This window comes from Massilibacterium senegalense (assembly GCF_001375675.1).
Taxonomy (GTDB): domain Bacteria; phylum Bacillota; class Bacilli; order Bacillales; family Massilibacteriaceae; genus Massilibacterium; species Massilibacterium senegalense.
This window is the reverse complement of record NZ_LN831786.1, coordinates 1,882,183-1,896,214: the sequence shown is the minus strand read 5'-3', so window position 1 is coordinate 1,896,214 and position 14,032 is coordinate 1,882,183. Positions and strand designations below refer to the sequence as shown.

The following is a 14,032-nucleotide window of genomic DNA, read 5'->3' as shown; positions in this document are numbered from 1 at the left end:
AATTTGATTGGTGTTCATTCATTCCTTTAACAATTTACGAACCGTTGCCTTACTACGATCTAAATAATTTTCTAATTCTTTTGCTGTAAAAGTATCGTTATTTTGTAACCATGTAGACAGTTGTTCACCTTGGTGATGGTGGAGGACGATTTCTTGTTTCGGTAAGGTTACGACGAAAGCGTGTGGTCCTATTTTCCAAAAAGGTTGTACGGATGATGGTTGATAACTGTCCTTCATTCGTTGCAAGCCCGTTCCGTAACTTTCAATCCATTTTAATCGATATAAAACAGTTGCGAGTTTTGGATTACGACTTTGCGAAACTCCTAGCTCAATATCTTCTATTGTCCATCCTTTCACTAAACCACCTACGGATACGATTTCTATTCGGTCTTGAAATAAATGCAGTAAGAAAAACTATAATCTCGGTGTATTACAGCATTCACCAAAGCTTCACGAATGGCGTAGACTTACTTTGTCATCAATAACAAGAAATTAGATTCCAAGCGAATGCGTTTTTTTATGCACTGATATGGAGCAATCAATCGAATCAAAAACGAGTTTAGGGTATCATAGGGTATCTGTTATTTATTTTAAAAAAACGAAGAATTATTTAGGAGAATCAATGCTTAAATGAATTTTTTTTATACATATGATCCAATATATAAGTCTATTTTTAGTGGATTTGGCTAGTTGTTGACCACTAAACATTTTCGTTATAAAAGACCTTTTTTAAAATATATACAATAATTAAAAAATATGTTATATTATAATTACCATATTAGGTTTTTTTATGAAGAAAATTTTATTATCTATGTTAGTTATCTCACTACTTGTAACTGTGTTCTCACCTTTAAATTCTGCTTTAGCTGTTGAAACAGATGTAAAAAAAGACTGTAAATATGGGGATAGTGTAATTAGTGAATCCACCCTAAATGAAAAAGAAAAGGAACAATTTAATAATGAAAAAGCTGATTATATGGATCTTTCTTTAGAAATTGCAAATTCTGATTTGGAAGAAAGAGCCATTATATCATCACAAAATGGACATGTAAAAAATGCTTTTAGAAGTGCTAAAGAAGCAAATGTTAGTGAAGAAGCTTTTCAACATTTTGAATATATTCTTGTTGAAATGAATAACTTGGTGGATAACGGAGAAATTTCTTTTGGTGGAACTCTATTCGATATACAGCATTCTAATTTGGAAAACAAAAGCGTGGAAAAGAACCGAACATTTACAACGCAAACGACTTATTATTATATTTCACATTCAAAAGCAGTTAAAGCTCAAAAGTTACTTGCTGCAGGTGCAGGTTTATGTGATTGGTATGATAAAGGTTTCTATCTGTATAAATATGGGCCTAATCTAAGAAATTGGAGTTGTATTCCAAAAAAATAATAGATTTGGGATGATGTAGATGCATAGAAAAGTTAATATATTGTTGGCTATTTTATTGGTTTTATATATTTTTATATCAATTTTGGTTGATTTAGGTGATAAAGATTTACCTTTTATATTTTTCATTTTAGTTTTATTGTTTTCATCTATATTAATAAGACAGAAACGTGAAAAAAAGAAATAATTGTTTTTTGATTTAAGGGGTAGTTGCAACTACCCCTTAAATGTTTATCCCCCTCGAAAGATGTTGTTTTAGAGTATAAATCGCTAAACTTGAATAAGAAAATACCAATTACATTACTATTTTGTAAAAAGTAATGTAACACTTATATAGTACAAAATAAAATATTAGTGTCTCTTACAAAAATAAAACTATTTAGAATCAGAATAAAAAAACTCTTTGTAGTTATTGTGACTATGACTATTACTAAAAAAAAGATTCCCCGCATGTTCTTCTACTATCGTTTCGTAATACTCCTTTCTCGATGTCTATCCAATGAAAAAATCTTCAATTAATGGATGAGCTCATTTTTCTCCCTAATGAAAAGTAAACTCGTTTTGACGTAAATCCAAGCGTTATATTATAATTGTACTGTTATCCCTTATGAACGAATGCAAGCCTTCTATAGATGGAGTGTTTCGTTATAAGGATTCGGAAAAACTAATGAGGTGAGATACGTGCTTGACCGATTAAAAGCAATTGAAGAACGTTATAATACATTAAACCAATTATTAAGCGACCCGGAAACAATGAATGACATGGATAAATTTCGTGAGTATTCGAAAGAACAAGCGAGTATACAAGAAACGGTAGAAGTATATCGTCAATTTTCGGATGTGTTAGGGCAATTAGATGATGCAAAAGCGATGCTAGAAGATAAATTAGATGATGATATGCGCGAAATGGTAAAAGAAGAAGTAAATGAACTAGAAGAAACGAAAGAACAATTAGAAGAAAAACTAAAAATTTTATTATTACCGAAAGACCCGAATGATGATAAAAACGTTATCGTGGAAATCCGCGGGGCAGCTGGTGGGGACGAGGCAGCACTTTTTGCGGCAGATCTTTACCGGATGTATTCTCGCTATGCGGAAGCACACGGATGGAAAACAGAAATCATTGAAGCAAACTATACGGAATTAGGTGGATACAAAGAAATCATTTTTATGATTAACGGGCAAGGTGCCTATTCGCATTTAAAATATGAAAACGGGGCGCACCGTGTACAACGGGTACCTTCGACAGAATCAGGCGGACGGATTCATACGTCTACTGCTACTGTAGCGGTTCTTCCCGAGGCAGAAGAAGTGGAAGTAGATGTGCATGAAAAAGATATTCGTGTCGACACGTTTGCATCGAGTGGACCAGGGGGACAAAGTGTTAATACGACGATGTCAGCCGTTCGTTTAACGCATATCCCAACAGGTATCGTCGTTAGTTGCCAAGATGAAAAATCACAAATTAAAAACAAAGAAAAAGCGATGAAAGTATTACGTGCACGTATTTATGATAAATTTCAACAAGAAGCACAAGCAGAATATGCAGAAACGAGAAAAAATGCGGTTGGAACAGGGGATCGTTCAGAGCGGATTCGTACGTACAATTTCCCGCAAAACCGTGTAACCGACCATCGTATCGGTTTAACGATTCAAAAGTTAGATCAAATTTTAGAAGGAAAACTAGAAGAGTTTATTGAAGCGCTTATTTTAGAAGATCAAACACGTAAAATGGAAAGTACAAACAAAGCATAAGCTTGATGAGGTGAAAGCATGAAAGTTTTTGAGGCCCTAAGATGGGCTTCTTCTTTTTTAGAAGACCATCACGTTGCAGGATACGGAAGTGAGTTGCTTCTTCGTCATCATCTAGGGAAAAAATCACGAACGGAATTGTTAGTAATGATGCAAGAAGAGATTCCAGAAGATGTGGAAGCGCATTTTATAGCAGATGTAAAACGTCATGCAGAAAAAGAACCGCTACAATATATTGTCGGGTATGAACAATTTTATGGACGAGAGTTTTTAGTGAACGAACACGTTTTAATTCCACGACCAGAAACGGAAGAATTAATCGTCGGTATTTTAGAGCGATTGCCAAAAAAAAGACCGCTCCGCATCGTAGACGTTGGGACAGGGTCAGGGATTCTTGCGATTACGTTAGCATTAGAAGTGCCAGATGCAGACGTTTATGCGATTGATATTTCCGAACAAGCATTACAAGTAGCCACACAAAATGCTGAAAAACTCGGTGCTGACGTAACATTTGTACAAGGCGACTTATTAACACCAGTCATGAACGAACAACCGTTTGACGTCATCGTCTCGAATCCGCCATACATTCCGAACGCGGAAGAAGCGACGCTCGATGAAGTTGTCAAAGATCACGAACCACATCTTGCGTTATTCGGCGGGGAAGATGGGCTCGATATGTACCGGAAAATCGTGCAACAACTCCCAAGTTGTATCGGAACCGAAAGCGTTATTGCCTTTGAAGTAGGGGTGACCCAAGGGGAAGCGGTAAAACAAATGCTGCAAGATGCCTTTCTAAAAGAAAAGGTAGAAGTCGTCTATGATATAAACGGAAAAGACCGAATGGTGTTTTTGTCTCCAAACGGAATCGATTCATAAGTTTGAGAGTTTAAAAGAGTGTTCCTTTGTCTACACTATCTAGGGAAGGGGTGGTGTAGATAATGAAACGTTTATTTAAAGGACTTATTATTAGTGTTATTAGTTTTTATTCGATTTTTTTCTCTTATTCTGTTAGTTTAGCAAAAACAGAAGTGATTCCAGATGAAGCCATTCGGTTACGGATCTTAGCAAATAGCGATACAGACAAAGATCAAGCGATTAAACGAGCAATTCGTGACGAAGTGAATGCCCAGATTTTAACGTGGGTGCACAATTTAACGTCATTTAAAGAAGCAAAAAAAGTGATTAAAAAACGATTGCCGGAAATAGATCAAACGGTACAGGACATTTTAAAGCGGGAAAAACAAAAAATCTCGTATGACGTGAAATTCACTAAAGCGAAATTCCCAACGAAGGCGTATGGAAATGTGTTGTATCCAGCGGGAACGTATGAAACGGTGTTAATTACGCTTGGCGAAGGGGAAGGGTCGAACTGGTGGTGTGTATTATTTCCACCATTATGTTTTCTTGATTTTTCGACAGGACAAGTGAAAGAAGACGAACTTTTTCAAGATGAAACACCAGTAGAAGTGAAATTTGCGGTAGTAGAGTGGATAAAAAGTGGTTGGAATTGGTTAACAGCCTAAAAAGTCCACAATTATACACATTGTTATCCACAAAACATATGTTTTTATTCACAAACTGTGGATAACTAAACTGAGATGCTAAAAAAATTGTTGGTTTTTCGTGAAATAGAAAGAAGTTGATTGATGTGGAAACAACATATTGGATTGTGGATAGTTGTGTGGAAAAAGAACAAGTTTATCCACAAATAAAAGAAGCAAGTGACTTGTTAAAACAAAATGAAGTCGTCGCTTTTCCGACGGAAACGGTGTATGGGTTAGGAGCTAATGCATGGTCGGATGAAGCGGTACAAAAGGTTTTTCAAGCAAAAGGACGTCCGAGCGATAATCCACTTATTGTCCACATTGCTTCGCGAAATCAATTGGAATCATTAGTTGTGGATATCTCGGAAGTAGCGAAAAAATGTATGGATGTGTTTTGGCCTGGACCGTTAACGATAGTGATGAAGCGAAAAGAAGGATTGTCGAATGCAGTCACAGCTGGTTTATCTACTGTCGGAATCCGTATGCCGGATCACCCGATAGCGTTAGCGTTAATCAAAGAAGCTAATTTACCGATTGCAGCGCCGAGTGCGAACGTGTCCGGAAAACCGTCTCCAACGACTGCTGCTCATGTAAAAGAAGACTTAGACGGGAAAATAGCAGGGATTGTTGATGGCGGTGCGACAGGTGTAGGAGTAGAGTCGACGGTTATTGACTGTACAACAGAAGGACAAGTTATTATTTTACGTCCAGGTGGCATCACGAAAGAACAGTTAGAAAACGTGACGGGTGTGGACGTACTATTCGATGATGCGTTATTCATAGAACATAAACAACCGAAAGCACCAGGGATGAAATATACACATTATGCACCGAATGCTCCCCTTTATTTAGTAGAAGGTTCTCCTGCTTTCATGCAAGCAAGGATAGACGAAAAACGAAAAGAAGGTTTAAAAGTAGGGGTGCTAACGACGGCAGAACGAAAAGAAGTGTATCAAGCAGATACGTTATGCACATGTGGATATCGCAACGATTTAGCGTCGGTGAATCATCATTTATATGATGTGTTACGAAAATTTAATCATGCACATGTGGATATTATTTTTAGTGAAACGTTTCCGAAACAAGGAGTCGGCGTTGCATTAATGAATAGGTTAGAAAAAGCAGCCGGGAAAAAATATATACGAGAGTACGAGGAAAAGCACTGAGCAATCTAGTGCTTTTTTTGTGGAAACACGCACCTGCTTAAGCATGAAACGAATCCTACTTCTATCTACCCCTTTTAACGCATACGTTAGAAAGAAATCATCTGAATTTTGTAGGAGGAACAAAAATGCCTCAAGTATGGTTAGGGGAATGGTTAACGCTTTTTTTAATGGCGTTTGCACTTAGTATGGATGCTTTTTCGGTCAGTTTAGGGGTAGGAATGCATATGAAGCGATTTAAATATGTCGCTATTTTTGTCGTATTAATCGGACTTTTTCATGTAACCATGCCGGTATTTGGTGTCATAGTCGGACAACTTGTGTATGAGCATTTTACTCCGATTGCGACGACCATCGGTGGTATTCTTGTGTTATTGTTAGGCGTGCAAATGTTGTTTTTTAGTCAAAAACCAGCGAGTGAACTACGGGCAATTAGTATTACGTTTTCTAAATTGTGCGTGTTAAGCTTTTCTGTTAGTCTTGATAGTTTTTCAGTCGGGTTAAGTTTAGGCATGTTTCAAATGAAAGTACTTTTAATTATTTTTTTATTTGGTGCGGTTAGTATGCTGGTGACTTTTATCGGTTTATTAATTTCTAAACATGTTCATGCGTATTTTGGGGCTTACACAGAAGCATTTGGTGGAATTATATTAATAGTGTTTGGAATTCACCTTATTTGGCCGTTATAATAAGGGAAAAGGATGAACCTTACACGGAAGGAGTGAGCGTTTTTGGAAAGAGTTATTTTTGTTTGCACAGGTAATACATGTCGAAGCCCAATGGCTGAAGCCTTATTTAAACAAAAAAATAAAGAAGTAGAAGTAAAATCAGTTGGTATTAGTGCGTTTCCAGGCAGTCCGATTTCGTACCAAGCGAAAAAAGTACTACAAGATAGAGGGATGGAGTGCGAGCATATAGCTGCTAGATTAACAGTGGAAGATTTAGATTGGGCAACGTTAGTATTAACGATGACCGAAGCGCATAAACAAATGATTTTATCGCAATATCCAAAAATGGCGGACAAAGTGTTTGCATTGAAAGAATATGCATATGATGAACGCGGCAACGTAGCGGATCCATTTGGTGGTTCCGTAGAAGTATATGAACAAACGTTACAAGAGTTAGATAAAATCATCGATCGCGTCATTAAAAAATTAACTGAAGGGGGTGTCCTTTAATGGATCATGAAAAACAACGGTATTCTTTTAGTATAGGGAAAAAATATGTGTTATTTACGGTCAGTGTTGCTGTGATTACATATAGTACAAGCTTTTTTTGTATGTTTGTTTTATATGATTGGTTGAAAGACAGTATTTCATTATCGCAAGCATGGTTTACGGCGATTACGCTTATGTTAGGGGTATTTTGGTCAGCGGTATTTGCTTATTTTGGGGCACGTTATTTAGTGAAACCATTACAAGATTTAGAAGTAACTGCACAGCGAGCGGCGCAAGGAGATCTTTCTATCGACGTGATTGTACCAAAATCTGATGATGAAATTCGTTCATTAAGTATTGCGTTTAACAAAATGTTAGCGAGTTTACGCCAAATGGTGCAAGATATTAACGCTAATTTTAACGAAACGAATGCAAAAGTTTGGACGTTAGAACAAGCATCCAATCAAGTAGCGCAACAATCGAACGTCGTATCGAAAATGATTGGAGAAATAGCAGAAGGTACGAATCAATCAGCACAGTCTGTACAAACATCTGCTGAATTAATGGACGAGGTAGCGGAAATCGCAGGCGAAGTATCGACGTATGCGAGTACATCGAATGAACATGCAGTCAAAATGGCACAGCAATTTCAAGAAACAACTGAGCAAATTGAAGAATTAATTGAAGGAATTAACCAGTTAGCAAAAGAACAACAAGCATCGCGTGAATCGGTACATGCGTTAAAAACGTATACCGAAAAAATTGGAGAAATCGTGAAGCTAGTCGGAGACATGGCTGATCAAACAAACTTGTTAGCGTTAAATGCATCAATTGAAGCAGCACGAGCAGGGGAGCACGGGAAAGGATTTGCGGTTGTTGCGGACGAAGTGCGAAAATTGGCGGATGAAAGCGGTCATGCGGTCCAAGATATTCGTCAATTGGTCGAAACAATTCAACAAGAAACGTTTTCCGTCGTTAGCCGGTTAGATACGCAAGTCGTGCAAGCGTTAGCGGAAGCGGAAAAAGGTGCGATGGCAAATGATGCTATTCAAAAAATGGTGCGATCCACGCAAGATGTTGTAAAATCAATAGAAGAGATTGCTTCCTTAATGAGTCGTCAAATGAAAAAAGTTCAGCATACGAATGGGCATACGCAAGACGTTGCTGCGATTGTAGAAGAAATTTCTGCCAGCGTCAATGAAGCTGCAACGTCCGTACACGAACAAACACACTCTGTGGAAGAAATTGCAACATCGATTCATGGATTATCGGAACAAGCGAATCGCTTAAAAGGAACGATTGAAAAATTTTCACATAATCAATAGGAGGAACTAAACATGAAAGTAGCAATTGCATCGGATCATGGTGCGGTAGAATTACGCAAAGAAGTAATGAAAGTAATGGATGAACTAGGTATTGAATATGAAGACTTTGGTTGCGATGGTAGCTGCAGCGTGGATTACCCAGACTATGCAATTCCAGTAGCAGAAAAAGTAGCAAACGGTGAATTTGACCGCGGTATTTTATTATGCGGAACAGGAATCGGGATGTCGATTGCAGCTAACAAAGTATCAGGTATTCGTTGTGCATTAGTACATGACTTATTTAGCGCAAAAGCAACACGCGAACATAATGATAGCAACATTTTAGCAATGGGTGGCCGTATTATGGGTCCTGGATTAGGGGCAGAAATTGCACGCGTTTGGTTAACAACAGAATTTGAAGGCGGTCGTCACGAACGTCGCGTCGGAAAAATTACCGACTACGAAAAAAAATCTCTATCATAAACCGAAGGAGATGTTCGCCATGTCATTAGACGAATTACAAAACGAAACCCTTGATATTTTACACGATTTAAACGAACAATATCCGCTTTCTGACAAACAGCTATTCGTCATTGGATGCAGTACGAGTGAAGTGATAGGAGAGAAAATTGGGACGCACGGTGCGGGTGATGTGGCAGAAGCATTATTTACCGCGTTTACGACGTTTCAACAAGAAACGAATGTGCAGCTTGCGTTTCAATGTTGTGAACATTTAAATCGTGCGCTCGTTGTAGAACGAGCAACCGCTGAAAAATATGGTTTTGAACAAGTAACCGTCGTTCCAAAACCATTTGCGGGTGGGCAAATGGCGACGTATGCGTACGAACATTTACAAGATCCTGTCATGGTGGAATTTATTCGTGCCGATGCGGGAATAGATATTGGAGACACGTTTATCGGGATGCATTTAAAACACGTGGCGGTACCGCTTCGTGCCAGACGGAATCAAATTGGACAAGCCCACGTGACGTTAGCTAAAACGCGTCCAAAATTAATCGGTGGCGTGCGCGCATGTTACGAATAATAGTAAAAACCGAATATTAAAATATTTTCATATAAAAATATACGTTTTTTTAATGATTCATGGTAAAATAAAAAAGTATTCTATTTAATGGGCGATTTATTTAGAAAGGGGATTACAATGGAACATTTACAAAAACAAGACAAAGAAGTTTTTGATGCGATTCAATTAGAATTAGGTAGACAACGTGACAAAATTGAACTAATTGCTTCAGAAAACGTCGTATCAGAAGCGGTGATGGAAGCACAAGGTTCAGTGTTAACGAATAAATATGCAGAAGGTTATCCAGGGCGTCGTTACTATGGTGGTTGCGAATACGTCGATATCGTAGAAGACTTAGCGCGCAATCGTGCAAAAGAAATTTTCGGTGCAGAGTATGTAAACGTACAACCACACTCTGGTGCACAAGCAAACATGGCTGTTTACTTCACTATTTTAGAACATGGCGATACAGTACTTGGGATGAACCTTTCACACGGTGGACATTTAACACACGGTAGTCCTGTAAACTTCAGTGGTGTGCAATATAACTTTATCGAATATGGTGTGGATAAAGAAACACATCGTATCGATTATGAAGATGTACGTCAAAAAGCAATCGAACATAAACCAAAATTAATCGTAGCAGGTGCGAGTGCGTATCCACGTATAATCGACTTCAAACGTTTCCGTGAAATTGCGGACGAAGTAGGTGCATACTTAATGGTAGATATGGCGCACATCGCAGGTCTTGTTGCGACGGGGTTACATCCAAACCCTGTCGAATATGCTGATTTCGTTACAACAACTACACATAAAACATTACGTGGCCCTCGTGGTGGAATGATTTTATGTAAAGAAGAATTCGGCAAAAAAATCGATAAATCCATTTTCCCTGGTATTCAAGGTGGTCCATTAATGCACGTGATTGCAGCAAAAGCGGTTGCCTTTGGAGAAGCATTACAACCATCTTTTAAAGAATATGGCGAAAAAGTGATTAAAAATGCAAAAGCAATGGCAGAAACATTAAAAGAAGAAGGTATTTCGATCGTATCTGGAGGTACAGATAACCATCTTGTTCTTCTTGACGTATCTAGCCTTGGTTTAACTGGTAAAGTGGCAGAAGAAGCATTAGATGCGGTTGGTATTACAACAAACAAAAATACTATTCCATACGACAAAGAAAGTCCATTTATTACAAGTGGTATCCGTATCGGTACAGCAGCTTCTACTACTCGTGGATTCGGCGAAGAAGAAGTGAAAGAAGTAGCGTCTATTATGGCTCTTACACTTAAAAACATTGGCAATGAAGAAAAAATGGAAGAAGCACGCCAACGCGTAGCAGCTTTAACGAAAAAATTCCCAATGTATCCAAATATGTAATAGAAATAAAAGCGTCCAAATGTGGGCGCTTTTTTGTTTAAAAAAGAATCGTTCGGGAAACTTGATTACCATAATATTTTTCTGTATGATACGAAAGGATACTTTGAAACGGTAAGGAGAGGTTTTCTTTGTCAAAATTAGTTATTTTAGATCATCCGTTAATCCAGCACAAGTTGACGATCATTCGAGATAAAGATACAGGTACGAAAGAATTTCGCGAATTAGTCGACGAAGTAGCAATGTTAATGGCGTTTGAAATTTCACGTGATTTTCCTGTGGAAGATGTAGAAATTGAAACACCCGTCGCAACGACAACATGTAAGCGCTTAGCGGGTAAAAAAGTAGGCTTAGTGCCGATTTTACGCGCAGGACTTGGCATGGTAGATGGTGTGATTAAATTAATTCCAGCAGCAAAAGTAGGACATATCGGGTTATATCGTGACCCTGAAACATTAAAACCAATAGAGTATTATGTAAAATTACCAACAGACGTAGCAGAACGCGAATTTATCGTCATTGACCCAATGCTTGCAACAGGTGGATCAGCATCAGAAGCTATCCGTTCATTAAAAAAACGCGGGGCAAAACATATTAAATTAATGTGTCTTGTAGCTGCACCAGAAGGGGTAAACGTTATTCAAGAAGAACATCCAGACGTAGATATTTACTTAGCAGCGTTAGATGAAAAACTAAACGATCACGGATACATCGTCCCTGGATTAGGAGACGCGGGCGACCGTTTATTTGGAACAAAATAAAGAATGTATGTTTAGCGAGAACTTCTCTTTTTTATTGGAGAGTTCTCGCTATTTTATTTTTGTTATCATGGATAATCCTGAATTTCACTTAAAACTAGTATTTAATTTCTAAATGAATGAGAATGACGATAGAAGATAAAATTATCATTCCTGGATGCATTTTGTGAGCTTATGTTTAAGTATGAATCATTCAGGTTAAGCAATAAAAAAAACACAGGAGATTTCTCTTTAAAGGGAATATTATTGTGTGATTGGCATTTTGATTTGGAAAAATATACAAACATAGACAATTTAGTATTGACATTCCAAATCGAAATGCTAATATGTGTATATAATAATCATAATTTTTACATTTATAACTAAATGAAGGAAATATGTATTACTTTAAAAGAGATTATTATGATAAAAATATTAGGAGGAGTATTTCTGAAAAATACTATAAAAAAGCCCTTGGTGTATTACAGGTGCATTAGTTGGTGGCATGGGTGATACAGCTGGCTGCAAATAGTACGGATAAGCCATATTACTTTTATTTTACTGCTGATTATAAGGCGCAGTATACTGAGGCAAGAACGAAACACAATTATACGAGCGCTTATATGAAACTGACTTCGGTTGGGGACGGAGATGCTACATACAAGGCTGAGGTAGTAGATTCAAATGGACGCTCTTTTTCAAAAAGATGGACGTATGTGTTTAATGAATATGTACTTGGAAAAGGTATTTATTTAAAGAATGATGCAGGAGAGGATAGAGGCACACCGGTAAATGTAAAGATAAAAGGTGTAAGGCAGTATCAACCAGCAGATGCTTCTAAGTGGGGTGCTGCGGGGGTTTGGAGCCCTGATTCAATTTAATAGTTTTTTAGAAATGAGTAAGGGTTGGGTTATATAGCCCTTACTCATTAGTTTATGTTAAAAGGGGAAGTTTCTGATGTTTAATATTGAACTGAAGCGTGCTATCACAAGAAAACCCTTTCTAATTGTGCTAGTGGTAGGAGTTTTACTTGCATTGTTAGATGTTTTAACGAATGACACCATACAATTGAGTGGAATGGATTTTTATGATTATCCATTAGGAGTTTATGAATGGTGGATTCTGTATAGTGTAAATGAATATAACATGATCCTTAGTATTATATTGCCACTGCTTGTAGCTATGGCTTATTCGGATTCCTATGCTGAAGATATAAATAGTGGCTTTAGTAAAAATATTTTTACGAGGTATAGTAAAAATAAATATTTGCGTACTAAATTTTTTGTGAATTTCATTATTGGTGGATTTGTAGGATCGGTTCCTTTTACTACCAACTTAATACTCTATTTAATGCTAATTCCAAGTATAGAACCAAATGTATTTTTCGGAACAAATTTCATGACGGATCAAGGGTTTTTACCTGAACTATATTATAGTTATCCGATGGCTCATGTTTTATTAAGAACATTTATGTGTTTTGTATATGGAGGAGCACTTGCTTCTTTTGGTTTGGCATGTAGTGTGTTCGTCAAAAATCGATATGTTATTGTTATCATTCCAATTACGTTATATATCCTACTTGATATAGTACTTAGTGTGTTTTCATTATCTGAATTTTCTCCGTTTAAAATTTTATTTGTTAATACTCCTTATAATAATGGAACGTTTATTATTCCATTAATTCTTGTAAGTATATCTTACTTCTGTTTTCTAATAGGAGGGAAATACAATGAAGATATATAAAGGCCTTAGTTTATATATAAACGGTCTAAAGCATGTTAAATATTCATTGTTAATTCCTCTAGTTATCATTGTTCTTATTATGATAGTAAGAATTAAACAATTATTATTTGCAGACGCCCCATTTACTTTGTCTGTATGGGACTATGTTTCTGGTTTGACAGGAGGGGGAACTGCAAATACTCCTATGCTAATATTTGTGGTTCTTCCGCTGTTTACCTTTATGATAGCAAGATATATTGATAGTGAAGAAGTACCTGTACGAATGATAAAAAATGTAACAAGGAAAAGGTTATGGAATAAACATGTTTTATTTATTGTTAATTTATCACTAGTTATCTCATTTATCATTGTTTGTGTTGGATATCTTTTAAGTGGAATAATGATTGGACACTTCAGTAACGAATGGACAAATAAAAGTGGTGCCTTTTATTATTTGTTGAAAGATAAAGAGAATTTTGAAATATACGCGCGGCATTTAACTACATTAAGAGTAATGCTTATTCTACTTTTAGTGAAGTTTGTTAGTTTAGTAACATTAGGAACATTAATAGCATTATTAAAAGCTATCATACATAATAATGTCCTTATTTATCTGATGATAATCATGTATTCTCTAGTAGAAGGGTATTATCCGAGTTTTTCATTTATTATTACAAAGATGGTGTTAACAGGTGAAAATTGGAAAAATATAAGTGGCATATTTGAGAATCAATTTTATTTATTGTTATTTTTTATATTTTTTTATTTTGTAGGAAAAGTTATTTATCGTAAAAAAGACTTTTCTATTTAAGAGGATTCAAATCTTTCCACAGTTAATATGGGAGAGAAGAGGATGTGG

Annotated in this window: 15 protein-coding genes and 1 pseudogene; 15 read left to right on the top strand and 1 reads right to left on the bottom strand. The window is 36.6% G+C overall.

The window, feature by feature from the left end:
- Positions 1-18: 18 nt before the first annotated feature.
- Complete coding sequence (locus tag BN1372_RS12800) at positions 19-357, bottom strand: ATP-binding protein (RefSeq protein WP_062200110.1); 339 nt, start codon at positions 355-357, stop codon at positions 19-21.
- A 433-nt stretch (positions 358-790) separates the two neighbouring features.
- Here BN1372_RS12800 and BN1372_RS12795 point away from each other — a divergent pair, with 433 nt between their 5' ends.
- The 15 genes and pseudogenes from BN1372_RS12795 (at position 791) to BN1372_RS12725 (ending at position 13,984) form a co-directional block, all read left to right on the top strand.
- Entirely contained in the window at positions 791-1,396 is a 606-nt protein-coding gene (locus tag BN1372_RS12795; RefSeq protein ID WP_062200107.1) for a hypothetical protein, read from the top strand.
- 678 nt (positions 1,397-2,074) lie between these two features.
- Positions 2,075-3,148, top strand: coding sequence for a peptide chain release factor 1 (gene prfA, locus BN1372_RS12790; protein WP_062200105.1), 1,074 nt, complete (start codon positions 2,075-2,077; stop codon positions 3,146-3,148).
- Between the two features lie 18 nt (positions 3,149-3,166).
- Complete coding sequence (prmC, locus tag BN1372_RS12785) at positions 3,167-4,021, top strand: peptide chain release factor N(5)-glutamine methyltransferase (protein ID WP_062200102.1); 855 nt, start codon at positions 3,167-3,169, stop codon at positions 4,019-4,021.
- Positions 4,022-4,083: 62 nt separating this feature from the next.
- Positions 4,084-4,611, top strand: a pseudogene (spoIIR, locus tag BN1372_RS12780) (stage II sporulation protein R); the annotation flags it as partial.
- 182 nt (positions 4,612-4,793) lie between these two features.
- Positions 4,794-5,855, top strand: a complete 1,062-nt coding sequence (locus tag BN1372_RS12775; RefSeq protein WP_062200097.1) for an L-threonylcarbamoyladenylate synthase — start codon at positions 4,794-4,796, stop codon at positions 5,853-5,855.
- A gap of 125 nt (positions 5,856-5,980) precedes the next feature.
- Positions 5,981-6,541: a manganese efflux pump MntP gene (locus BN1372_RS12770; protein WP_062200096.1), complete on the top strand. Its 561-nt coding sequence runs from the start codon at positions 5,981-5,983 to the stop codon at positions 6,539-6,541.
- Between the two features lie 42 nt (positions 6,542-6,583).
- Positions 6,584-7,030 (top strand): low molecular weight protein arginine phosphatase, encoded by a 447-nt coding sequence (locus tag BN1372_RS12765; protein ID WP_074018190.1) that lies wholly within the window; start codon positions 6,584-6,586, stop codon positions 7,028-7,030.
- Positions 7,030-8,334 (top strand): methyl-accepting chemotaxis protein, encoded by a 1,305-nt coding sequence (locus tag BN1372_RS12760; RefSeq protein WP_062200092.1) that lies wholly within the window; start codon positions 7,030-7,032, stop codon positions 8,332-8,334. The genes BN1372_RS12765 and BN1372_RS12760 overlap by 1 nt, the downstream gene beginning before the upstream one ends.
- 12 nt (positions 8,335-8,346) lie before the next feature.
- Complete coding sequence (gene rpiB, locus BN1372_RS12755; protein WP_062200089.1) at positions 8,347-8,796, top strand: ribose 5-phosphate isomerase B; 450 nt, start codon at positions 8,347-8,349, stop codon at positions 8,794-8,796.
- A gap of 19 nt (positions 8,797-8,815) precedes the next feature.
- Positions 8,816-9,358: a TIGR01440 family protein gene (locus BN1372_RS12750; RefSeq protein ID WP_062200086.1), complete on the top strand. Its 543-nt coding sequence runs from the start codon at positions 8,816-8,818 to the stop codon at positions 9,356-9,358.
- A gap of 117 nt (positions 9,359-9,475) precedes the next feature.
- On the top strand, positions 9,476-10,717 hold the full coding sequence (gene glyA, locus BN1372_RS12745) for a serine hydroxymethyltransferase (RefSeq protein ID WP_062200083.1): 1,242 nt from the start codon (positions 9,476-9,478) through the stop codon (positions 10,715-10,717).
- 128 nt (positions 10,718-10,845) lie between these two features.
- Positions 10,846-11,475 (top strand): uracil phosphoribosyltransferase, encoded by a 630-nt coding sequence (upp, locus tag BN1372_RS12740; RefSeq protein WP_062200080.1) that lies wholly within the window; start codon positions 10,846-10,848, stop codon positions 11,473-11,475.
- A gap of 476 nt (positions 11,476-11,951) precedes the next feature.
- Positions 11,952-12,332, top strand: coding sequence for a hypothetical protein (locus BN1372_RS12735; RefSeq protein ID WP_062200077.1), 381 nt, complete (start codon positions 11,952-11,954; stop codon positions 12,330-12,332).
- Positions 12,333-12,408: 76 nt separating this feature from the next.
- A complete protein-coding gene (locus tag BN1372_RS12730) occupies positions 12,409-13,194 on the top strand; it encodes a hypothetical protein (RefSeq protein ID WP_062200075.1) in 786 nt (261 codons plus the stop codon).
- Positions 13,181-13,984 (top strand): hypothetical protein, encoded by an 804-nt coding sequence (locus BN1372_RS12725; protein ID WP_062200072.1) that lies wholly within the window; start codon positions 13,181-13,183, stop codon positions 13,982-13,984. The genes BN1372_RS12730 and BN1372_RS12725 overlap by 14 nt, the downstream gene beginning before the upstream one ends.
- Positions 13,985-14,032 lie beyond the last annotated feature (48 nt).

Coding starts and splice junctions, on each gene's coding strand:
- BN1372_RS12795 (WP_062200107.1), top strand. CDS start 791: ATGAAGAAAATTTTATTATCTATGTTAGTTATCTCACTACTTGTAACT.
- prmC (WP_062200102.1), top strand. CDS start 3,167: ATGAAAGTTTTTGAGGCCCTAAGATGGGCTTCTTCTTTTTTAGAAGAC.
- BN1372_RS12770 (WP_062200096.1), top strand. CDS start 5,981: ATGCCTCAAGTATGGTTAGGGGAATGGTTAACGCTTTTTTTAATGGCG.
- BN1372_RS12760 (WP_062200092.1), top strand. CDS start 7,030: ATGGATCATGAAAAACAACGGTATTCTTTTAGTATAGGGAAAAAATAT.
- rpiB (WP_062200089.1), top strand. CDS start 8,347: ATGAAAGTAGCAATTGCATCGGATCATGGTGCGGTAGAATTACGCAAA.
- BN1372_RS12750 (WP_062200086.1), top strand. CDS start 8,816: ATGTCATTAGACGAATTACAAAACGAAACCCTTGATATTTTACACGAT.
- glyA (WP_062200083.1), top strand. CDS start 9,476: ATGGAACATTTACAAAAACAAGACAAAGAAGTTTTTGATGCGATTCAA.
- BN1372_RS12730 (WP_062200075.1), top strand. CDS start 12,409: ATGTTTAATATTGAACTGAAGCGTGCTATCACAAGAAAACCCTTTCTA.
- BN1372_RS12725 (WP_062200072.1), top strand. CDS start 13,181: ATGAAGATATATAAAGGCCTTAGTTTATATATAAACGGTCTAAAGCAT.